22 protein-coding genes and 1 other RNA gene are annotated in these 21435 nt (G+C 69.2%); 9 read left to right on the plus strand and 14 right to left on the minus strand.

Annotation, left to right across the window (positions count from 1 at the left end; translation table 11 throughout):
• Positions 1-2 precede the first annotated feature (2 nt).
• An RNA gene (gene rnpB, locus AAGI91_08070) (RNase P RNA component class A) lies at positions 3-435 on the plus strand.
• 69 nt (positions 436-504) lie between these two features.
• Here the strand turns inward: rnpB and secG are convergent.
• From secG to AAGI91_08090, 4 genes are all read right to left on the minus strand, one after another.
• Complete coding sequence (gene secG, locus AAGI91_08075; GenBank protein ID MEM1042570.1) at positions 505-864, minus strand: preprotein translocase subunit SecG; 360 nt, start codon at positions 862-864, stop codon at positions 505-507.
• A 221-nt stretch (positions 865-1085) separates the two neighbouring features.
• Positions 1086-1634, minus strand: a complete 549-nt coding sequence (locus tag AAGI91_08080; protein MEM1042571.1) for an NUDIX hydrolase — start codon at positions 1632-1634, stop codon at positions 1086-1088.
• Positions 1635-1639: 5 nt separating this feature from the next.
• Entirely contained in the window at positions 1640-2389 is a 750-nt protein-coding gene (locus tag AAGI91_08085; GenBank protein ID MEM1042572.1) for an RsmE family RNA methyltransferase, read from the minus strand.
• A gap of 8 nt (positions 2390-2397) precedes the next feature.
• Positions 2398-4038, minus strand: coding sequence for a BamA/TamA family outer membrane protein (locus AAGI91_08090; protein MEM1042573.1), 1641 nt, complete (start codon positions 4036-4038; stop codon positions 2398-2400).
• Positions 4039-4464: 426 nt separating this feature from the next.
• Between AAGI91_08090 and AAGI91_08095 the strand changes: the two genes are divergently transcribed.
• The 3 genes from AAGI91_08095 to AAGI91_08105 all read left to right on the plus strand — a co-directional run bounded on the left by AAGI91_08095 (position 4465) and on the right by AAGI91_08105 (position 6593).
• Positions 4465-4791: a hypothetical protein gene (locus tag AAGI91_08095; protein ID MEM1042574.1), complete on the plus strand. Its 327-nt coding sequence runs from the start codon at positions 4465-4467 to the stop codon at positions 4789-4791.
• Entirely contained in the window at positions 4788-5918 is a 1131-nt protein-coding gene (mutY, locus tag AAGI91_08100) for an A/G-specific adenine glycosylase (protein MEM1042575.1), read from the plus strand. Before AAGI91_08095 ends, mutY begins: the two co-directional genes overlap by 4 nt.
• A gap of 69 nt (positions 5919-5987) precedes the next feature.
• Complete coding sequence (locus tag AAGI91_08105; protein MEM1042576.1) at positions 5988-6593, plus strand: hypothetical protein; 606 nt, start codon at positions 5988-5990, stop codon at positions 6591-6593.
• 166 nt (positions 6594-6759) lie between these two features.
• Here AAGI91_08105 and AAGI91_08110 read toward each other — a convergent pair whose 3' ends face one another.
• On the minus strand, positions 6760-7236 hold the full coding sequence (locus tag AAGI91_08110) for a hypothetical protein (GenBank protein MEM1042577.1): 477 nt from the start codon (positions 7234-7236) through the stop codon (positions 6760-6762).
• Between the two features lie 76 nt (positions 7237-7312).
• Positions 7313-7810 (minus strand): DUF2085 domain-containing protein, encoded by a 498-nt coding sequence (locus AAGI91_08115; GenBank protein ID MEM1042578.1) that lies wholly within the window; start codon positions 7808-7810, stop codon positions 7313-7315.
• A 123-nt stretch (positions 7811-7933) separates the two neighbouring features.
• Between AAGI91_08115 and groES the strand changes: the two genes are divergently transcribed.
• The 4 genes from groES (at position 7934) to AAGI91_08135 (ending at position 13672) form a co-directional block, all read left to right on the plus strand.
• On the plus strand, positions 7934-8227 hold the full coding sequence (gene groES / locus AAGI91_08120) for a co-chaperone GroES (GenBank protein MEM1042579.1): 294 nt from the start codon (positions 7934-7936) through the stop codon (positions 8225-8227).
• A gap of 47 nt (positions 8228-8274) precedes the next feature.
• Positions 8275-9912: a chaperonin GroEL gene (gene groL, locus AAGI91_08125; GenBank protein ID MEM1042580.1), complete on the plus strand. Its 1638-nt coding sequence runs from the start codon at positions 8275-8277 to the stop codon at positions 9910-9912.
• A gap of 114 nt (positions 9913-10026) precedes the next feature.
• Positions 10027-12555 (plus strand): LamG-like jellyroll fold domain-containing protein, encoded by a 2529-nt coding sequence (locus AAGI91_08130; GenBank protein MEM1042581.1) that lies wholly within the window; start codon positions 10027-10029, stop codon positions 12553-12555.
• Positions 12556-12736: 181 nt separating this feature from the next.
• A complete protein-coding gene (locus AAGI91_08135; protein ID MEM1042582.1) occupies positions 12737-13672 on the plus strand; it encodes a COX15/CtaA family protein in 936 nt (311 codons plus the stop codon).
• 81 nt (positions 13673-13753) lie between these two features.
• Here the strand turns inward: AAGI91_08135 and AAGI91_08140 are convergent, their stop codons facing one another.
• The 6 genes from AAGI91_08140 to AAGI91_08165 form a co-directional block, all read right to left on the minus strand.
• Positions 13754-15256: an MBOAT family O-acyltransferase gene (locus AAGI91_08140; GenBank protein MEM1042583.1), complete on the minus strand. Its 1503-nt coding sequence runs from the start codon at positions 15254-15256 to the stop codon at positions 13754-13756.
• A gap of 12 nt (positions 15257-15268) precedes the next feature.
• Positions 15269-16222 carry a hypothetical protein gene (locus AAGI91_08145; protein MEM1042584.1) on the minus strand — a complete coding sequence of 318 codons (954 nt, stop codon included), beginning with the start codon at positions 16220-16222 and terminating at the stop codon, positions 15269-15271.
• Positions 16223-16298: 76 nt separating this feature from the next.
• Positions 16299-17564, minus strand: a complete 1266-nt coding sequence (locus AAGI91_08150; GenBank protein MEM1042585.1) for a patatin-like phospholipase family protein — start codon at positions 17562-17564, stop codon at positions 16299-16301.
• A 161-nt stretch (positions 17565-17725) separates the two neighbouring features.
• Positions 17726-18469 (minus strand): phasin family protein, encoded by a 744-nt coding sequence (locus AAGI91_08155; protein ID MEM1042586.1) that lies wholly within the window; start codon positions 18467-18469, stop codon positions 17726-17728.
• Between the two features lie 50 nt (positions 18470-18519).
• On the minus strand, positions 18520-18939 hold the full coding sequence (locus tag AAGI91_08160; GenBank protein ID MEM1042587.1) for a phasin family protein: 420 nt from the start codon (positions 18937-18939) through the stop codon (positions 18520-18522).
• Between the two features lie 54 nt (positions 18940-18993).
• Positions 18994-19458 carry a polyhydroxyalkanoate synthesis regulator DNA-binding domain-containing protein gene (locus AAGI91_08165; GenBank protein ID MEM1042588.1) on the minus strand — a complete coding sequence of 155 codons (465 nt, stop codon included), beginning with the start codon at positions 19456-19458 and terminating at the stop codon, positions 18994-18996.
• A gap of 180 nt (positions 19459-19638) precedes the next feature.
• Between AAGI91_08165 and AAGI91_08170 the strand changes: the two genes are divergently transcribed.
• Entirely contained in the window at positions 19639-20379 is a 741-nt protein-coding gene (locus AAGI91_08170) for a PspC domain-containing protein (GenBank protein MEM1042589.1), read from the plus strand.
• Between the two features lie 130 nt (positions 20380-20509).
• Here the strand turns inward: AAGI91_08170 and AAGI91_08175 are convergent, their stop codons facing one another.
• Positions 20510-21088: a hypothetical protein gene (locus tag AAGI91_08175; GenBank protein ID MEM1042590.1), complete on the minus strand. Its 579-nt coding sequence runs from the start codon at positions 21086-21088 to the stop codon at positions 20510-20512.
• Positions 21089-21257: 169 nt separating this feature from the next.
• On the minus strand, positions 21258-21425 hold the full coding sequence (locus AAGI91_08180; protein MEM1042591.1) for a hypothetical protein: 168 nt from the start codon (positions 21423-21425) through the stop codon (positions 21258-21260).
• Between the last annotated feature and the right edge of the window lie 10 nt (positions 21426-21435).

The following is a 21435-nucleotide window of genomic DNA, read 5'->3' on the forward strand; positions in this document are numbered from 1 at the left end:
TGCGTGCCGGTCGGACCGCCGCCTCGGGCGGGGCATTCCGCTCCGGGGAGGAAAGTCCGAACACCGCAGGGACCCGTGCTTCCTAACAGGAAGGCGCTCGGCCCGCCGGGCGACAGCATGTGCAACAGAGAACAGACCAGCCGATGGCCAGGGCTTTGCTCTGGCACAGGCGATGGGTGAAACGGTGGGGTAAGAGCCCACCAGCGGCTCCGGCGACGGGGCCGGCTAGGCAAACCTCACGGGGTGCAAGGCCAAACAGCGCCGCTCCCGGCAGACCGCTCGCGGTCGCGCCGGGAAACGGGTGCCCGCCCGAGGCGCGGGTAGGCCGCTCGAGGCCGCCGGCGACGGCGGTCCCAGATAGATGGCGGTCGCTCCGCCGCGGTGTACGGCCACCGCCCGGAGGCACAGAATTCGGCTTACAGACCGGCACGCGCCGTACCAACAGACGACGCCCCGCCTCTCACCGGAGAAGCGGGGCGTCGCTGTGCGAATCCGAGACTGGGGTTACTCGTTCTCGACGGGCGGGGCCGGAGCGGGCGGCTCGTCGTTGATCGTGCCCGGGCCCGGCGGCAGCGGGTTCTCGATGGGCGCGTTGGCACCGCCGCCTTCCTGGAGGATGCTTCGCTGCGCCTCCGACGGGTTGGCGAAGAAGTTGGCGAGGATGCAGAGCACGATGAAGACCGTCCCGAGCGTCCAGGTTGCCTTCTCCAGCGTGTCGGGGGCCTGACGGGCACCGAGGATCTGGGTGGTCTGGCCGCCTGCCGCGATCCCGGCGAGGCCGCCGCCCTTGCCGCTCTGCAGGAGCACGGCGATCGCCATCAGCAGGGCGATGATCGTGATGACGATAACGAGGAAGATGTACATGACGTAGGTGCGGCGCGGGTTGGACGGAAGCGGCAGGCAAGGTAGCACCGTCCCGGCTGGGGCGCAGGCAAGCGCGTGTGAAAAAGAGGGGCGAAAGGAAGAGGGGGCGAAAGGGCGTATGGGCGAAAGGGAGACTGAGGGACCTTCTCCAGCGTCGCCTTTCACCACTCGCCCACTCGCCCACTCGCCCACTCGCCCACTCGCCCACTCGCCCACTCGCCCTACCCCGACCGTCTCGCCACCTCAGCCCCGGCCCGCAGGAGCGCGACGGCGCTCTTGGTATCAAACACGTCGCCGCGCTCCGCCATCGCCACGGCCTCGGCGAACGGCAGGCGGAAGGGCTCGACGAACTCGTCGTCTTCGGCCTCGGCCTCGGCTTCGGACAGGTCTTCGGCGAGGAAGAGGTGGATGACCTCGTTGCTGTATCCGATGCACGGGTAGGTCGGGCCGAGCGGCGTGAGCGCCCGCGCCGTGTAGCCCGCCTCCTCCTCGAGTTCGCGCACGGCAACCTCAGCCGGGTCCTCGCCGGGCCTGTCGATCTTGCCCGCCGGGACCTCGACAAACTCGCGCCCCGGCGCGTAGCGGTACTGCCGGAGTAGGATCGTCGTCCCGTCTTCGAACAGCGGCACGACGGCCGCGGCCCCGGGGTGCTCGATCCATTCGCGCACCGAGGTCCCGCCGCCGGGCAGCGTGACCGTGTCGCGGTAAGCACGAAGCAGCACGCCGTCCACGAGCAGGGCACGGTCCTTCAGGGTTTCAGTGAGGTCCATTTCGCTCAGTAATAGGAAGCCATGTCGTTCCTGACTTGATGTGATAGATGAAGCATCGCAGCCGATGCTGCGGCGAGGGCTGCCGTCTCAGCGCGCAGCCGACGCGGCCCGAGCGAGGCGACTGCCCACCCGGCGGCCTGGGCTTCGGCGACCTCGGCTTCGCTGAACCCGCCCTCGGGGCCGACAAGAATCGTGGTCTCCCCGGCGGGGTTCCGATCCAGCACGCGCGGGAGCAGCGCGTCCGGGCCGGCCGCCTCATGGCAGAGGATGCGCAGCCCTTCGGTGCGCCCGCTCAGCACCGCCGCCAGCGGCTGCGGCTCGGCGAGGCCGGGGAGCCGGCTCCGGCCGCTCTGCTTGAGCGCCGCGACGAGCATGCTGCCGAGCCGTTTCGGTTTGAGGCGAGCGCGCTCCGTCCGCTCCGTGACGAGAGGGAGGATCTCCGTGACGCCTAGCTCGACCGCCTTCTCGGCGAACGTCTCAAACCGCCCGGCGTTCTTGAGCGTGCTCAGCCCGACCGTCAGTCGGTGCGCTGGCTCGCCGACCTCGCGCTCGGTGGCGACGACCTCGCCCGCAGCGCTGCTCTTGCCGGCCTCGGTCAGCCGGACCCGGTACCACCCGCCCGCGCCGTCCACGACCTCGATCTCATCCCCCACCGCGTGCCGGAGCGCCCGCACCGCGTGCCGCGCTTCGTCGTCCGGCAGCACGATGCGCCCATCGGCGATGCAGTCGGGCGGCGCGAAGAACGTAGTCGTCATGCTGCAAGCTACAACCCGACAGAGAGGCCGAGGTGGACCTTGCCGCGCGTCGGTCCGTCGTCGGGGTTGAGGGCGTAGCTGACCGCGACCAGGCCGAGCGGGGTGCGGTACTGAATGCCCAGCCCGTAGCCGGGGCGGAACGAGCGGTCGGCCAGGATGCCGGTTGTCACTGGGCGCTCGACGTAGCCGAGATCGGTGAAGAGAAACGCGTAGGACGTCCGGTCGATCTGGTAGCGGTACTCGATGATCCCCCGCCCGACGATGTTGCCCCGGAAGCGCTCCTCGTCGTAGCCGCGCAGCGAGGTCGCCCCGCCATAGCGGAAGAGGTCGCTGTCGTCGTAGACCTCGCCGAGCAGGAACGCCGCGTCGCCACCGAGGACGAGTACCTGCCGCCGGAGGGTCGGGATGAAGAGGCGGGCCTCGGCGACGAGCCGCTGCTGGCTGATGCTCACCGGCTCGGCGATGGCGGCGGTGTCGGCCGCGAGGTCGCGCCGCTTGACGCCCTGCTCGAGCGAGGTCTGGAGCCACAGCCCCCGGCGCGGGTTCAGCCGCGCGTCGACCCGCCGGTAGCGCACGCCGACGCCAGCGAAGAAGGCGTCGGCCTGGGGGATGCGCTGCCGCCCCTCGACGAGCACGACGCCCGCGATCCCCGCCTCGACGAACTCGCGGCTGGCCGTGACGAAGCCTTCCAGGCCCGGCGCAAACCGGTAGCCCGCTTCGAGCCCGAACCGCTGGCGCTGGAACGTCGAGTCCTGCTGGTAGCCCGCGAACTGCGCCTCCAGCCGGAGCGGCAGGCCGAACACGAACGGATCGGCGACGCGCACGTCGACCGACGAGACGAGGCCGGGGTTGCGGACGAGTTCGAGGGCGAGGCTCCGGCCCCGGCCGAAGAGGTTGCGCAGCAGCAGCGACCCGTTGCCGACGACGGACCCGCTCTCCTCCCCCGCGTTCGGCGGGAGGTAGCCGAAGACGAGGTCGAACGTGCCCGGAGGGGCCTCGGTCGCGGGCACCCGCACCGTCGCCGTGCCGTCGGTCCCGAGCGCGAGCTGCGGTGCCCCGACCGACTCGAAGAGGCCCGTCTCCTCCAGCCCGCGCCGGATGCCGTCGGAGTCGAAGGCGGCAAGCGGCGCGCCGGGTTGGAGGCCGGCCGTGCGGGCGGCAAACGCGGGCGACGTGCGCCCGGCCGGCGTCAGTTCGATGGCTCCGAAAGCCAGCGTCTCCCCTTCCGCGATGCGGATGGTCAGGCGCAGCCCTGCCTCGTCGACCTCGACCTCGCCGAGGGTCGCCTGCGCGAGCGGGTAGCCGGCACGCTCGTAGTCCCGGAGCACCGCGTCGAGATCGGCGCGCAGCACGTCGGGGTCCAGCGGCCGGCCGGGGCGCGTCTGCATCTGGCCCCGCAGCCGGTCGGCGTCGAGCGCCGCCGCGCCCCGGAGTTCGACCGACGCCACCTCGACGCGAGGGCCCCGGGAGACGAACAGCGTTCCGACCTGCCCGCTCACCTGCGCCGAGTCGACGGCGGCGAAGTAGTAGCCCTCGCGCTGGACGTGCTGCAACACCCCCGTCGCTGCCGCGCCGAGGCTGTCCGCCGGAAGCGGCCGGTCGAGCGGCCACGGGGCGTCGCGCCCGTCGGCGACGAGCGTCCAGCGCACGGCCGAGGTATCGGCAGGCTGCGCTCTCGCCGAGGCTGCGCAGAGCACGCTGAGCATGAACACGCAGCAGGATGTACGCACCACCCATCGTATCATTCCGAACTCGTTTCGGAATCTCCCCGAACGGAGCAAGCATGCGGCGACAGATCCCGGACCGAGTTCAGGATGACAGTTTTTGCGTAGGTCCTGTGCGTGAGCGGCGGCGTTCGTCATCAACCCGGCTACCGGTGGGCTGGGGTAGGGTTTCGCAGCGTGACAGTGGTTGTTCGGCGTGGAGGGAACGGAGGGGTAGGCGGGTTTCGCGTGGGTGACGGGAGCGTTGGCGCGGAGTGCGGGTGAGATCGGTGCGTTCCTCCAAGCCGACGAGGGGATCGCGCTTCGGGGCCGGGCGTACCTTCTCCCTACCCGCCCAACCTCGCCATTTCTGTGCGCTTCCTCCCCGTCGTCCTCTTCGTGGCCGTCCTGCTCCTGGCTGCTGCGCCCGCCCCGCCCGCTCCTGCCTCTGCCGCTGCGGCCGACACGCTCCAGCTCTCGGTCCGCTCCGGCGAGCCGCTCGTGACGGCGCTGCCCGGGACGTCGGCCTCGACCTACCGCGTGCTCCGCGCGCCGGCGCTGAGCTGGCTCGTCGGCCGGTCGTTCTACTGGAGGACGCTGCCCGCCGAGCGCGGGCGCGAGTTCGTCCTCGTCGAGCAGCGCCTCGGGGGCGAGCCGCAGGACACCCTCGTGCTCGTGATCGACGTGGCACCGGGATGAGCGAGGGGTACGTCGGCCGCGTCGAGCAGCGACACCTCGACGCCTTCCACGGGCCGCTCGCGGCCTGGTTCGAGCAGGTCCGCCGCCCGATGCCGTGGCGCGAGACCGGACCGGACGGCCGGCGCGACCCGTACCGCGTCTGGCTCTCCGAGATCATGCTCCAGCAGACCCGCGTCGACCAGGCGCGGCCCTACTACGAGCGCTTCACCGCCACATTCCCGACCGTCGACGCCCTCGCCGCGGCCAACCTCGACGACGTGCTGAAGGCGTGGGAGGGGCTGGGCTACTACAGCCGGGCGCGGAACCTCCACCGCGCCGCGCAGCAGGTCGTGGACGCCTTCGATGGCCGGATGCCGGAGACCGAGGCCGAGATCCGCAGCCTGCCGGGCGTCGGGCCGTACACCGCCGCCGCCGTGCTCTCGCTGGCCCACGGCGTCCCGCTCGCCGTGCTCGACGGCAACGTCATCCGCGTCCTCACCCGCGTCTTCGCCATCGGCGACGACGTGACCTCGGGCCGCACCCGCCGCCACCTCCAGGCCCTCGCCGACGCGCTCCTCGACCGCGACCACCCCGGCCGGTTCAACGAGAGCGTGATGGAACTCGGCGCGACGGTCTGCACCCCGGCCGGCTGCCGGGCGAGCCCCCTTCGCGCCGTCTGCACCGCCTGCGCCGAGGGCAACCCGACCCGCTACCCCATCGCCAAAAAGAAAAAGCCCGTGCCTCATCGCGATGTCGCCGTCGGCGTCCTCTTCGACGACGAGGGCCGCGTCCTCGTCCAGCAACGCCCGACCGACGCGATGCTCGGCGGCCTGTGGGAGTTCCCCGGCGGCAAGGTCGAGCCAGGCGAAACCGTCGCCGAGGCGTGCCGGCGCGAGCTGCAGGAGGAACTGAGCATAGAGGTCGAGGTCGGCGAGCCGCTCGACCGGATCGACCACGCGTACTCGCACTTCAAGATCACGCTCCACGCCTTCGCCTGCCGCCTCGTGGCGGGCACGCCCGTTCACCACGCGGCGCAACCGATGCGCTGGGTGGCCGTCGAAGACCTGGACGACCTCGCCTTCCCCCGCGCTAGCCGCCGCCTGATCGACACCCTCGTCCGGCGCGAGCAGAACCCGACGCTGTTCTAGATCGCAGGTCTGAAGCCAGATCTCCCAAGCTCCCACCCCCGACATCCTGACTCTCGACTCCCGACCCGGATGGACTTTGACCTGATCATCTTCCTGCTGATCTTCCTGTTCCCGCTGTTCCAGCGGCTCTTCGGGAAGAAGCGCCAGCAGCCGGCGAAGCAACCGCAGCCGGCGAAGCGGGCGCGGCGCGCGCGGCCCGAACTGGAGGCGACCTCGGCCGAGCAGCCAGAGCCCCAGCCGGCGCGCGACCCGCTCAGCGAGGCGCTCCGCCAGATCCGCGAGGCCCTCGCCGAGCAGGCCGAGCCGGAGCGGCAGCAGCCGGAACCGCAGCCCCGAGCCCTGGCCGAGCGGCCCGACGAGTTCCGGGAGGTAGGCGAGTTCGAGCACGAGGCGCACGGCTTCGGCCGGGAGAACCCACTCTCGGAGGAGGTCTTCGAGCGGCGTCCCGCCTTCCAGACGCGCACTCAGGCCCGCCCGGAGCGCGTAGCCCCCAAGCGCATTCCCCAGAAACCGCTCGGCGACGTAGACCTCTCGACGCCGCTCGAAGTCAAGACTGAGGGCGACGCGTCGCGCCGCGACCTCGCCCGCCGCCTCCGCCAGCCGGGCAGCGCCCGCGACGCCTTCGTGCTCAAGGAAATCCTCGACGCCCCGCGCAGCCGTCGCTCGATGCGCTGACAGAGGACAGAGGACAGAGGACAGAGGACAGAGGACAGAGGACAGAAAGGTAGTCGCGGAGCGCGACGGGGTCGGTAAATTTCGCGGTTTTTATTCCACTCTCCCACTCTCCCACTCTCCCACTCTCCCACTCTCCCACTCTCCCACTCTCCCACTCTCCCACTCTCTAAAACTCTGGCTCCGGCCCGCCTTTCTTGAAGAGCGCAGCGCCGACGGCGCCGCCGATGGCGCCGAAGACGGCGAAGAGCAGGGCCCCAAGCAGGGTGCCCGAGAGCCAGCCGGTCACGGTACGCGACGCCTCCTGCTGCGCCTCGATGTCGCGGATCTGCTCCTCCGTCATCATCCCCCGGAACCGGTCCATCACCAGGTCTTCGATAGCTCCGCCGTCCAGCCCCAGCGCAAGCAGCAGCAGGGTGAGTAGCGCTGAGACGATGGACCCGAGCGCTCCGGCCGCAGCGCCGATCCCGGCTCCAGTTCCTCCGGCAATCGTGAGCGCGTGCGTGTCGGTGTAGTGCCACACCGCCACCGCCGCTCCGATCATCACGCCCAGGCAGCAGAGCGCGTTGATGAGGCCGAGGTAGGACGTAGAGAGCACGCCGACCGTGAGCGCACCGACCAGGATCGAGGACTGTTTGCTGGGCATGACAGGCGGGGGCAGGGAGGCGAGGCAAGATAGCCTGCGCGCCCTATTCCCCGCTAGCAGCCGACGCGCAGAACGACTACGGTGAGGCAGGCGCGGGTCGCGCTCTCCGCACGGCGAGGGCGCGGGCGAAGAGCACCCCGATGACGAGACCGAACCATAACCCCGTCGCGAAGCGACTGCCGACCGTGTTGGCCCAGAGGCCGAGCACGCCGCCGCCCCAGTCGAGCGCGGCGGGCACGACAGCGACGAGCACCCACAGGCCCTCGTAGCGAGCGAACCCGGCAAGCCACCGGCGGAGCCCCGGCAGCGCGAGCGCCCCGAGCGCGAGCCCCGCGACGACGCCGGTGCAGCGGTGGCACAGGGCGAGGGGCACGCCGCCGACGGCGAACGAGCGGTCCGCGAGCTGATGGCAGAACGGGTCGAACGCGGCGTGCAGCACGGCGCGCACACCAGGCCCAACGAACGGCGGGAGCACGGCCGGAACGAGGAGCACGAGCACGGCTGCGAGGGCGAGCGCCCAGCCCGCTCCGCTCCACCGGTCGCCCGGGGTTGGTTTGCTTAACGCACTCTTCATTGCGGTCTCGAATCCTCCGTGCCGGCACCCGGTACGTACGCCTGGCACTCTCAGACAGGGAGTGCCAACGCACTTGGGTTCACCCCGCAGTTTACACCCGCTCACTTCAACTACCTAGTACCTATGGCTATCAGCATCACGCCGCTCGCCGACCGCGTCGTCGTCAAGCCGCAGGACGCCGAGGAGACGACCTCCGGCGGCCTCATCATTCCCGACACGGCCAAAGAGAAGCCGCAGCGCGGCACCGTCCTCGCTGTCGGCAAGGGCAAAGTCGAGAACGGCACGCACGTCGACATGACCGTCAAGGAAGGCGACACCGTGCTCTACGGCAAGTACGCCGGCACCGAGATCACCGTCGACGGTGACGAGGTGATGATCATGCGCGAGAGCGACATCCTCGGCGTCGTCAAGGGCTAAGAACGCCCCTCTCCCCCATTCCCCAACTCTGAGACAGACCACACACCATGGCTAAGCAAATCACTTTTGACACCGAGGCGCGCAACAGCCTCAAAAGCGGCGTCGACAAGCTCGCCAACGCCGTCAAGGTCACGCTCGGGCCGAAGGGCCGCAACGTGATCATCGAGAAGAAGTTCGGTGCCCCGACCGTCACCAAGGACGGCGTCACCGTCGCGAAGGAAGTCGAGCTCGACGACAAGATCGAGAACGTCGGCGCGCAGATGGTCAAGGAGGTCGCCTCGAAGACCTCCGACGTGGCCGGCGACGGCACGACGACCGCGACCGTGCTCGCCCAGGCGATCATGAACGCCGGCCTCCGCAACGTCACCTCGGGCGCCAACCCGATGGACCTCAAGCGCGGCATCGACAAGGCGGTCACCGCCGTCGTCGCCGAGCTGAAGACGCTCAGCCGCGAAGTCGGCGGCAAGAACGAAATCGCCCAGGTCGGCTCGATCTCGGCCAACAACGACTCCGAGATCGGCGACCTCATCGCCGAGGCGATGGAGAAGGTCGGCAAGGACGGCGTCATCACGGTCGAGGAAGCCAAGGGCACCGAGACCTCGCTCGACACGGTCGAGGGCATGCAGTTCGACCGCGGCTACCTCAGCCCGTACTTCGTGACCGACCCGGACAACATGCAGGTCGCGCTCGAGGACCCGATGATCCTCATCCACGACAAGAAGATCTCCGCGATGAAGGACCTCCTCCCGGTCCTCGAGAAGGTCGCCCAGATGGGCCAGCCGCTCCTCATCATCGCCGAGGACATCGACGGCGAGGCCCTCGCCACGCTCGTCGTGAACAAGCTGCGCGGCACGCTCCGCGTGGCGGCCGTCAAGGCCCCCGGCTTCGGCGACCGCCGCAAGGCCATGCTCGAAGACATCGCGACCCTCACCGGCGGCACCGTCGTCAGCGAGGAGCGCGGCTACCGCCTCGAGAACGCCACGCTCGACTACCTCGGCCGCGCCAAGCGCGTCGTGATCGACAAGGACACGACGACCGTCGTGGACGGGGCCGGCACCGAGGACACGATCAAGGCCCGCATCGGCCAGATCCGCGGCCAGATCGAGAACACGACCTCCGACTACGACCGCGAGAAGCTCCAGGAGCGCCTCGCCAAGCTGTCGGGCGGCGTCGCGGTCCTCAAGATCGGTGCCGCGACCGAGGTCGAGATGAAGGAGAAGAAGGCCCGCGTCGAAGACGCGCTCCACGCCACGCGTGCGGCCGTCGAAGAGGGTATTGTCCCCGGCGGCGGCGTCGCCTTCATCCGCACGCTCGGCTCGCTCGACAACGTCGAGACCGAGAACGAGGACCAGAAGATCGGCGTCGGGATCGTGCGCCGCGCGCTCGAAGAGCCGCTCCGCCAGATCTCCTCGAACGCCGGCCTCGAAGGCTCGATCGTCGTCCAGAAGGTCAAGGAGGGCGAAGGCACCTTCGGCTTCAACGCCCGCACCGAGGAGTACGGCGACCTCATCGAGCACGGCGTCGTGGACCCGACGAAGGTCGCGCGCACCGCGCTCGAGAACGCCGCGTCGGTGGCCGGCCTGCTGCTGACGACGGAGTCGGTCGTGGCCGACAAGCCGGAGCCGGAAGCGGCTGCGCCCGCGATGCCCGACATGGGCGGCATGGGCGGCGGGATGGGCTTCTAAGCCAGTCCCGAGCACGGATGCTCCACCGGGGCGGCTCTCTGCGGAGGGCCGCCCCTTGCTTTTGTGAGGCGCGGTGTTATACCATGATATTTTCACCCACAAACCCTTGCTGTCATGAACTTAATTCTTCGCTTTCCACTTACGGCACTCGTCGTACTGTTCGCCGCCGCACCTGCCCTCGCCCAGTACCCGCTGGGCGTCGGGGGACCGCAGCCGGACGCCGCCAACGCGGCCCACTACGACGACCTGGGCAACACGTACCTCGTCGGTGCCTTCCGGGCCACGTCGGACTTCGATCCCAGCGCCGGCTCGCTCGCGCTCACCTCGGCGGGCAACACCGACGCGTTCGTCGCCTCCTACGACCCCGGCGGGACCGTGCGCTGGGCCTTTGCGATTGGAACGCCCGGGCGCGAGGTCGCCAACGACGTGATGCACCAGGACGGCGTGCTCTACGTCACCGGCCAGTACGAGGGCACGCCCGACTTCGACCCTAGCCTCACGGGCATCGCCACTGCGCCGGCAGGCGGCGGACTCGACGCGTTCGTAGCGGCGTACGATGTATCCGGGGTCACGCCTGCTTTTCTCTGGCTGGCCCCCATCTTCGGGCCGGACGACCAGATCGGGCAGGACCTCGACGTCAACGCGTTCCCGCCGTTCAACGTCTGGGCCACCGGCTCCATCGTCGACAACGCCGACTTCGGCGGGGCCGTCCTCGCGGCGGCCGGCACCAACAGCGACGTGTTTGTCGCGGGGTACGACGCCGGGGGCGGCGCGCTCTTCGACGCGTTTCTCGTCGGCGGTCTAGGCCGCGACGAGGGCTTGGGGCTCAGCCTGCTGCGGCCCAACGTGCCGTGTGTCACGGGTCGGTTCCGCAACACCGCCGACTTCGACCCCAGCGCGGGCACGTTCCTGTTGACCTCCACCGCGAACGACGATGCGTTTGCGGCGTGCTACCTCGCCACCACGCCCGGCTCCCCGACGCTCTTCGCTCCGTTCAACGCGATCCAGATCGGCGGCCCGAGCGTGCAGCGCGGCTACGACATCAGCGCCAGCCCGAACGGCATCCGCGTCACCGGGACGTTTGCCGCCACGACAAACTTCAACGGCCCCTCGTTCCCGAGCAACGGGAGCGTGGACGCGTTCATCGCCACCTACGACATCGCCGGGTCGCCGCTGTGGGTCGTCCCGTTCGGCGGGCCGCAGATCGACGCCGGGCTCGGGATCGACGCGGACCTCTGCGGGAACGTCTATGCCACCGGCACTTTCCGCGCCGGACCGGTGGACTTCGACCCGTTCGTCGGCGGCGCGAGCTACATCCTCCCGACGGTGGGCAACTACGACGCGTGGATCGCGAGCTACGACGCGGGCGGCGGCTTTCGCTTCGCCAACCGGATCGCCCAGAACCAGCGCGACATCGGCTATGGGGTGGCCGTGAAAACGACTTCGGGGGCGCACGTCGCCGCGGGCGAGTTCGGCGGGACGCCCATCTTCTCCTCGGGTACGGTTGTGAGCGCGGCCTCGCCGATCACCTCGAACGGCAGCCGGGACGGCTACCTCGGGGCCTATAACACGAACGGCGCGCTCCAGTCGGTTTCGTGCCCGGCCCCGCCCGGCGGCCTCGAAGTGTGGACCGACTACGACGCTTTCACCGGGACCTTCCTCGACCTCGCCTCGCTGACCTCGCCCGCCAACAACGGCACGCCCGTAGGCAGCGTTGCGACCGTCCCCGGCGTCGTCGGCCGCGCCGCCGAATTCCCGTCCCTGGGCGACCACATCGAGATCGCGCCCGACCCGTCGCTCGCCGTCAACAACGACGACCTGACGGTCGACGCCTGGGTGCAGATCGCCCCGACGTTCGTCTCGGACTTCTTCACGATCGTCTCGAACTTCGACGTGCCCGACCGCAACGGCTACGAGGTCATGCTCCGCCGCGTCAACAACACTGACTGGGTGATCAACGTCACCATCGGGGACGGTGTGATCGGGTTCGACCTGACGAGCGCGCCGTTCCCGGTCACGCCGAGCACGTGGCGCTTCATCGGCGTGACGATTGACCACGACGCGCTCTCGACGACGGCGCGGTTCTACGTCGACGGCCTGCCCTTCGGCACGGCGACGGGGGTAGCGCTCGGCCCGATCACGCACGCGGGGCCGATGTACCAGCACCGCTCGGCGCAGTTTGGGCCGAACGACGAGCTGGGCTTGCTCGACGAGGTGGAGGTGTTCCACGCGCTGCTGAGCGACGACGACGTCCAGCGCATCTTCGAGTTCGGCAAGTGCAAGCCGTGCTTCACCGCTGACTTCCAGCCGGTGTCGCGCGCGGCAAGCGACGAGGGCCTGGACGTAGACTTCGCGTCCTCGGCCTCGTCGGCGCTGCCGGCGGCGCTCACGCTCGCCCCGGCCCGGCCCAACCCGTTCCGGGGCCAGGCCGAGATCGACTTCGCGCTCCCGGCCACGGGCGCGGTCAGCCTGCAGGTCTTCGACATGATGGGGCGGCGCGTCGCCACGCTCGCAGAGGGGGTCCGGGAAGCCGGTCCCCACACCGTCCGCTTCGACGCCGGCACGCTGCCGAGCGGCGTCTACCTGGTCCGGCTCGAAGCCGGTGGCCAGGCGGCGACCCGGCGCGTCACGCTCGTCCGCTAGCGTGCGCGGGGCACGGCTTCGACGCGGCGGCCTCTCGGAACCGGAGAGGCCGCCGCGCTTCTGTTTGCCCCCTCTGCGTGATCCACGCGCGCGCTGTGTGCTCCGCAAGAATCCACCTGTTCCGCCGGAACCGAACCGCGCCGAGCGCCTTATTTCGCCGAACCCACTCGCTTCGCTCCCGATGAGTCCTTCGGTACGCCGCTTCGTCGCCTTCGCTTGGGTGCTCCTGATCTACACAGGCTTCGTCATCCTGTGGGGCGCGTTCGTGCGCGCGACGGGCTCGGGCGCGGGCTGCGGCGACCACTGGCCGCTCTGCAACGGCGAGGTCATCCCCCGCGCCGAGACGATGGCGACGCTCGTCGAGTTCGGCCACCGGCTGACGAGCGGCCTGGCCGGTTTCCTCGCCCTCGGGCTAGGCGTCTGGGCGTTCAGGGTCTTCCCGCGCGGCTCGAAGGTGCGGAAGGCCGCCGCGTGGACCGTCATCCTGATGGGCACCGAGGCACTGGTTGGGATGGCGCTCGTGAAGCTCGAACTCGTGGCCTACAACGTATCGGTGCTGCGCGGGTGGGTGATCGCGGCGCATCTGCTCAACACGTTTCTCCTGCTGACGGCGATCACGCTGACCGCGTGGTGGGCCGGCGGCGGGCACGCCCCCCGGTTCCGGGGCAGCGGCGCGCTCGGCGCGACGCTCGCCGCGACCGTCGCGGGCGTCTTCATCCTCGGCGCGAGTGGAGCCGTCACCGCGCTCGGCGACACGCTCACGATCGGCGGCGGCATCGACCCGGCCTCCGACCCCGTCGTGGCGGCGCTCGTCGGGCTGCGGATCTACCACCCGCTGCTCGCCCTCGTGGTCGGCGTGGGGGTGCTGGCCACGTTCCTGCTGGTCCGCCGGACGGGCCGGCGCAAGGCGTACTTCCTCAGTCTCGGCATCCTCAGCCTCTACTTCACGCAGCTCATGATCGGGGTCCTCAACGTGCGGCTGATGGCTCCGGTCCCGCTCCAGCTCGTCCACCTCCTCATGACGGACGTGATCTGGGTCGGGCTCATCCTCCTCTGCTGCACCGCCCTGGGCGACACCGTCACGCCGCGCCGCCGCACGGTCGCCTACGCAGCATAGCGCTCGGGCCACATGCCGTCGTGTGCTGCTGGCCCCGTCAACAAGGGTCCGAGGCTGGAGCCGTAGAGTCGGGGTAGCGTATCAGAACTGGAAGTAAATAAAGGTCGTCTCGCCGTACGACCCGAAGAGGACGACCACGGCGGCGAGGACGAGGTAGACGCCCCAGCGCACCGGCCACGCGAGCGCGTCCAGCCGCTCAGCGAACGAGCGGCGGCGCTCCAAGAGGTCCACGGCGACCAGGGCGAGCACAGCCAGCGCGGTGATGACGATGTCGGCGTCTGTGAAGCCCGGCAACCACGGCGAGGCGTGCGTGCCCGGAACCACGGCGAACGCCCGCTCGATCAGCGTGACCGCTCCCTCCACACCCTCGGCCCGGAAGAACACCCACGCCAGCAGCACGAGGTGGAACGTGAGCAGCATCTGCCACCACCGCCGCACGGCGCCACCGGGCACCGGCACGTCGACGCCCATCCGCTCGACGACCTCGCCCCGCTGCATGCCCCGGCGGTAGGCGGCCTCGGCGCGCGCCCAGAGCCGGTCCCGGAACCCTCCCGTCGCCGCGCCGACCGCGAGGTAGGCCCCGTGCAGCACGCCCCACACCACGAACGTCCACGCCGCCCCGTGCCACAACCCGCTGACGGCGAAGACGACCATCATGTTCACGTACCACCGCCAGCGCGCCACCCGGTTGCCGCCGAGCGGGATGTAGAGGTAATCCCGGAACCAGGTCGAGAGGCTGATGTGCCACCGCCGCCAGAACTCCGAGATCGACTTCGAGAAGTAGGGCCGGTGGAAGTTGTCCATCAGGTCGTAGCCCATCACGCGCGCCGCGCCAATCGCGATCAGGCTGTAGCCGGCGAAGTCGCCGTAGATCTGGAAGGCGAAAGCGTAGGTTGCCGTCCAGACGGCGAGGCCCGAGAAGCCGCCAGGGTCATTGTAGACGAGGTCCACGTAAGGCGCAAGGCGGTCGGCGACGACGCACTTGATGAAGAACCCCCACAGCATGGTCCGTAGTCCGAGCGCGATGCGCGCCTCGTCGAGTTCGAACTGCCGGTGGAACTGCGGCAAGAGGTGCTGGCTGCGCTCGATCGGACCCGCCACCAGCTGCGGAAAGAAGCTCACGTACAAGGCGAAGATCCCCAGATGCCGCTCCGGCTCCTGACGGCCCCGGTACACGTCAATCGTGTACGCCAGCGTCTGGAACGTGTAGAAACTGATCCCCACCGGCAAGAGCAGCTCCACCACCGGAAACGACCCGCCCCCCAGGCGAGCCAGCGCGTCGGCCGTGCTCGTGAAGAAGCCCAAATACTTGAAGCTAAAGAGCAGCCCCAGGTTCGAGGCCAGACTCAAGAGCAGGAACGGCCGCCGCCCGGCCCGGGTCTCGCGCCGCCCCATCGCTAGCGCGGCGACGTAGTCTACCAGCGTCGAGAAGAGGATGAGGGCGAGGTAGTCGACGCGCCACCAGCCGTAGAAGAAGTAGCTGGCCGCCAGCAGCAGCATCCAGCGGTGGCGGGGGGGCCAGAGGAAGTAGCCCCCGACGACGAGGGGGAAGAAGAGGAGGAAGGCGAGCGAGTTGAAGAGCACGGCGCGGCAGAGCTAGGAGGACGCCGGGGGAAGGCGAGCGGCGAGAATATCCGTGACCTGCTCTGCGCCGCGCTCGTTGAGGTGACCCGGGTCGAACCAGAGGTCAGGATCGAAGAGACCTGGATAGCGCTCCATATCGTTGAGGATGATGAGATGCCCCGGCGGAAGCGCATCGCCCAGCACACGGGCTAGCCCGTCCAAGCCTACTTCGCCGACCTGCTCGGCGAAGTAGACCTCGACGTCCTGTGCTTCAGCGCGTCGGTAGAGGTCGATCCAGATGCTCGCCATCGCAGAGTCTGCCGCTGTCGGCTCTGCGTCTCGGTGCCGTAGCCGCTCCAGCTTACGGCGAAAAGCCTCCTGGCCCTTCGGGTGCCGAAAAGCCTCGCTGCGCCGGCCCGCGTTCTCCGCATAGTCCAGGGCAGAAAACCCTCGCCGGTCGAACCGAGAGAAGGGCTCCGGCTCTACCGTCCGCCCGGTGATGAGCGCCTCGCCCTGACCGACGAGGAAGTAGTGGTCTAGCGCTACCTTGAGCCGACCGCGTATGATCTCGAGCCGGCGCATCAGGGGCATATCGAACGCCAAAGTAACATCCGATGCCAGCTTTACCCGCCGCAGGTCGTGGTAGTAGTAGGTCCGACGCGTATCCCGATTCTCGAGCCGCACCAGAGGCCGGACCGTGCCTAGCTCCAGAACGAGCCACCTGACGTGAGGCAGCTCCAGCATGCGCTCGGCCTGGTAGTGCACCTCCAGGGCCGTCCCGCCTCGCATGCCGAAGTTATAGCTGTTGCCACCGCCTCTCAGACTGTCGAAGCGGGTGACATCTACGTGACGGTACGTGCGGCTCGATCCCAGAAACACCGTCTCCGCCTGGAGCTCGTTCAACTCTTGCGTTTTGTACCCAACTTCGTCGATGTCCGCCGCACGGTCCTGGCTCTTGACAGCCAGCAGCAGCAGCCCCAGCAGCACGGGAAAGGCGACGGCTTTGATAATGATGCGAGGGGGCACGGTCGCGTGCGGACGAGGTGAGGAAGGCGAGGAACCGTCAGGCAGCGCGGTCCAGGACAGCGTCGAGGCGGGCGAGCACGTCGCGCAGCGTGCGCGCCACCGGCGTGCCTCGGTCGTCTTCGTCGATCTGCAGCGGCTCCTCCATCAGGTCCAGCCCGACGCCCGCCCAGAGGCGCGGGGCCGGGTCGTCGAGGACCTCGTCGCGCAGCCGCAGCCCGTGCTCGGCCAAGACCGGGGCCAGCACCGAGCGGCGCTCGGCCAAGCTGCCGAGCGTGGCGTGGTACGCGTGCTCCACGACGGCCTTGCGCGAGTCGAACGAGAAGACGTTCGTGAAGAACATCTGGTAGTCCTCCCGGCTCGGCTCGAAGAGGAGGATGTCGGCCCCCTCGTAGCGCGCCTCGTAGGCCGCGATGCCGGTGGCGAGGCGCGAGTGGATCAGCGTGCGGAACGTCTGCGCAAGCACGCCCGGCATCCCCCGGTCGATCAGCTTGCCGCGGCGCATGATCCCCTGCTCCACCGCCCGCGCCGTGTCGACCGGCACGATGGGGTTGACGCAGAGCACGAGGTCGGCCCCCGCTTCGAGCGCGACGGAGGCGTGGACCGTCTTGAGCAGCACGCCGTCGACGTACTCCCGTCCCTCGATCGTGACGGGCGGATAGACCACCGGCAGCGCGGTCGAAGCCTGCACGGCCTCGGCGATGTCGATGTGGTCGAGGCCCTGTTCGCCGAAGCGGACGGACTCGCCCGAATTCAAATCCGAGGCTACAATCGTGAGGTGGCCCCGGAGCTTGCGGAAGTCCGTCGTGCGGCCTTTGATCGAGAACACCTTGCGGAGATAGTCCCGGATGCCGGTGTTGCTGAAGAGCCCCACCGGCAGCGCCCGCCCGAGCCGTCCCATGAGCGCCGCGACGACGCCACCCTCGAAGTCGTGCTTGAACAGCCAGTCGGCCAGCCCCTCGACGACGTGAACCGGCACTGAGATGCTGCGCCGGGCGAGTTCGCCGTAGGCCGGGACCATGAACAGGTCCGGGCGGAACGGGTGCTCGCCAGGCTCGTCGTGGACCACGCTCCGGCAGAGCTGCGCCGTCGAGATGCCGTTGGCGAGGCAGGCCCCGACGAACGCGCCGGCCGAGACGCCGACGTAGATCGGCACGTCGGCGAAGTCGATCCCCTCGATGGCCTCCTCGAGGGCCCGCAGCGCGCCGATCTCGTAGATCGCGCCCTCGGGTCCGCCCCCGGCCAGCGCAAGGCCGACCGTGGAGCGGGCACCTGGTGCGGTGCCGGTGGAATCGGTGTCAGTCATCGCGGAGCATAGCATGGAATGCCGGATCTATGATCGGACGGCGAACCGTCCGGCCAAAGCCGGCACAAAGAAGGGGGTGCCAGCGGCTGGTCCCGGCACCGAAGGCCGGCGGCCGCTTGCACCCCCGTAAGATCGGCAACAGCGCCCGTACAAAGGGCGCGTTACCGCTGCGCTTCTAGCTCTGCCACGGCAGTCTCGGCCGCGCTCTTGCCCTGCACCTTGCCGACCACAAGGCCGTGGAGCTTGACCTGGTACCAGCCGCCGCCGCCCTGGACGGCCTCGACGCCCGCCGCGCGCTCGGCGGCGGTGAGGGTCGCGTTCTCGCGCTGCAGCTCGGCGACGCGCTCGACGGCTTCGTCCTCGCCGTGCACCTTCTCGGTCACAGCACCGTGGACGACGACCTCATACCAGCCGTTGCCGGTGGCGCGGGCCTCGACCTCGGGCTGCGCCTCGGCCTCCATCGCCCGCTCCTTGCGGAGGGCGTCGAGGTTCTTCGAGAGCTGGTGCACGCTCGTGCGGAGCGCGGCGATCTCGTCGCGGGTCGGGATGCCGAGGCCCTGGAGGGCGACCGTCACGGCGTCCTGGACGCGCTGCTCGAGGCCGCCGAGGGCACCGTCGGCCACCTGGAGGACCTTGTCCACCTGGGTGTCGATCACCTTCTTGACCTTGCCGGTCTGCTGGTCCACGTCGCGCTTGACCTGCCCGGCGCGGCCCTCGACCTGCTTGCGGATCTGCTCGACTTGCTCGAGGCCGGCTCCGTTGTACTTCTTGCCTTTCTTGACGAGCTTCTTGAACAGCTTGCTGCCCTGCTTCTCGGTGACGGCAAGTGCGCCGACGCCCGCGAGGAGCACGCGCTCGGTAGCTTCCTGGACGTCGGTCGGGAGATCGTTCTTTTTCTTTGCCATGATAAGGTCCTCTAGGGTCTGCTGGTTGAGTGGGGCGATGCCGCGGTGCGTTACGCCGAGCGGAGGGCGACGGCCTTTTTGTTGAGCCGGTCCACGCTGCGCTTGAGCGACTCGACATCGTCGCGCGTCGGGATGTTCATCCGGTTGAGCGCCGTGCCGATCATCTCGACGATGCGCGTCTCGACCTCGCTGCTGACGGCCTCGATCTGCTCGCCGACCTGCTCGATCTCCTGCCGAGCCTCGCGCACGTCTTCTTTGGTCTCGGTGACGGCCTTCGCTGTGAGCGTGCGCACGCGGCCCCGCTCGGTGCGGCGGCCTTCGCGGACGAGCGCGTCGAAGCCGTCGGCGACTTCTTCTTCGATCATGGCCGCGAGCCCGATGCCGGCGTAGTACACGTCGCGCGCGGCCTCGACGAGGGTGTCGGCCGTGTTGCGGAAGGCTCGAGTGGCGTCCTGGATGGTCTGGTTCATGTCGGTAGGAGGTTGGGTTGGTAGCGGGAACGGTCCTGTGGGACGGGACCGGGGTTAGTCGGTGTTGCTGCGGTCTTGCTGGTCTTCGGCGAGGCGGCCAAGCGAGGTTTCGAGCGCGTCGAGGCGCTCGCGGAGCCGGGCCATCTCGTCCTGCATCGGGCTCGGCTGCCGGAGCTTGCCGAGGGTGCTGCGCGACGCCTTCTGCACGATTCCCTCGACGCCCTGCTGGAGCTGGCGGACGCCCGTGGTGACGGCGTCCTCACCGGCCTGCAAAGCCTCTTCGCCAGCCCGGATCAAGTCGTGGAGCAGGCTGCTCGGGAACGAGTTGCCGCGCCGCCCCTGCTCGGAGATCACCTGGGTGAGCACCGGTACGGTCACATCCTCGCCCGACTTGTTGTCCACGACCTCGATCTGCTCGCCGGACTGGATGAGCCCGGCCACCTCCTGCATGGAGATGTACCGGCTATCGCCGGTGTCGTAGAGCTTGCGGCTGCCGTAGCGCTTGATGAGTCGGGGCATGGAGCGGGTCGTCTTGTTATGGCGCTTATGACGCAGTGCGTCAAGGCGCGTTCCCCTGTCTTGACGCGTTGCGTCAATCTTCACATTGCCTTCGGCGAGCGCCTCCTGGCCGGCCGCGCCCGAGCGCAACAACAGGCTCCGGCGCAACGTACATTCGACCTGTATTCGATCCTGCACCCCATGAGCGCACGCACCCGGAACCGCAAACCGTCCGACGGCGAGGCCCGCGAGCCGGACGAGGTGTTCGCCTACGAGGCAGCCTACGGCCTCGACGACGACATCACCGACGATGACATCGCGGACTTCCTCCACGCCAAGGAAGCAGAGGAGGAGAAACCCGGCATCTGGAACCTCCCCACGATCGCCGGCCTCTCGACGATCACGGTCGGCTCGGCGTACCTGCTGCAGGAACTCGGCCTCTTCGCCTCGGGCTTCGACTTCTCGGCGCTCGTCGGGCCGTGGCTGATCGGGGTGCTAATCATCCTGCTCGGCTTCGGGGTGCTCTCGTGGAGCCCGGACCGGAAGCGCCGCAAGCAGAAGCAGCGCGAGCGGGCCGCCCGCCGCCGCGCCCGCGCGCAGGCTGGCCGGACCGCGTCGCGCCGCGAGCGCAAGCAGGACCGCCGCGAGCGCAAGACCGAGCGCCGGTCGGACCGCCGGGCCCGCTACGAACGCCGCCGTGGCCGCTTCGCGAAGTCGCGCACCAACCGTAAGCTGTTCGGCGTCGCCGGCGGCATCGGCGAGGCGCTCGGCATCGACCCGACGCTCGTGCGGATCGCGTTCGTGATCGCACTCATCGCGGGCTCCGGGGCGGCCATCCCGATCTACCTCCTCCTGGCCTGGCTCATGCCCGACGCCAAGTCTACGGCCTCGGCGATCTCCGACCGCGACCTCGACGACGACCGGATGATCATCATTCGGTGAGACGGAGGACGGTAGGACAGAGGACGGTGAGACGGAGGACGGTGAACGGGTAACTCCTCTGTACAGCAAGAGGCCGACGCCGCGGTGGGCATCGGCCTCTCTTAGTTTGCGTTCCGTCGTCGCGGTGTGCTCAGGCTTCGACGTGGTTGCCGGACCAGGCCTCCTGGGTGTTCGACACGGCCTGCGGGCCGACGGTGCCGTCGAAGACCTTGTCCTCGTCGGCCAGTTCTTTGGCGACGACGTGGCAGACAACCTTCGACAGGTCGACGAGGACCGGTGTGAGGTCTTTGAGGTGGCGCAGCGCCATGCTCGCGACGTTGTCGTTCTTGAGGCCGAGCGCCGTCGTGTGGAGCATGTGGTACGAGACCGCGGCGAGGCCGAGCGCGGTGTAGTTATCGCGGATCATGCGCGAGACCTCGTCGGGGCGCACCTTGTCGTAGAGACCGGCTGCGAAGCCGAGGGCGTCGCCGAGGGCTTCCTTGAGCGCACCCTTGATGCTCGCGCCGTCCTGCCGGGCTTCGATGAGGTTCTGGAGCGCGGTCGTGTGTTGTTCGAGCGTCGTGTGCACGGTGCGGACGACGCGGCCGGCCTCGGGGTAGTCTTTGATGGCCTCGCCGTTCAGCTGGCGCTCGACGGCTTCGAGGATGTGGCTCTCGACCGCGTGCATGTCGGTGAGGTAGGCGTGGAGGACTTCGTTGGGGTTCTTCATGCTAGGGAGAGGATGCGGATGAGAGGTGAGGCCGGGCGGGCGCAGGGAAGAGACAGAACAGAACGTGCCCTGGGCGCTCGGCGAATGGAGGTTATTTCACGACCTCGCCGTACCGTTCGTTCCGCCGAAGGCGGGGCCGGGCGGGCGAAGACGGTGTGCAGCCGCCAGGTTAGCGGACGACCGTGAGCCGCTGCGCCGCCGCCTCCGTGCTGGCTGTGCCGCGCACGAGGCAGTCCCCGCTCGGCAGCCGCACGTCGTGGAGCACGGCGACCTCATGGCCGAGCACGGCGAAGACCGCGACGCGCGCCTCGCCGCTCTCCGCCAGCACGAGCGGCACCGAGGAGCAG

Source organism: Bacteroidota bacterium, from assembly GCA_038746285.1.
GTDB lineage: Bacteria > Bacteroidota > Rhodothermia > Rhodothermales > JANQRZ01 > JANQRZ01.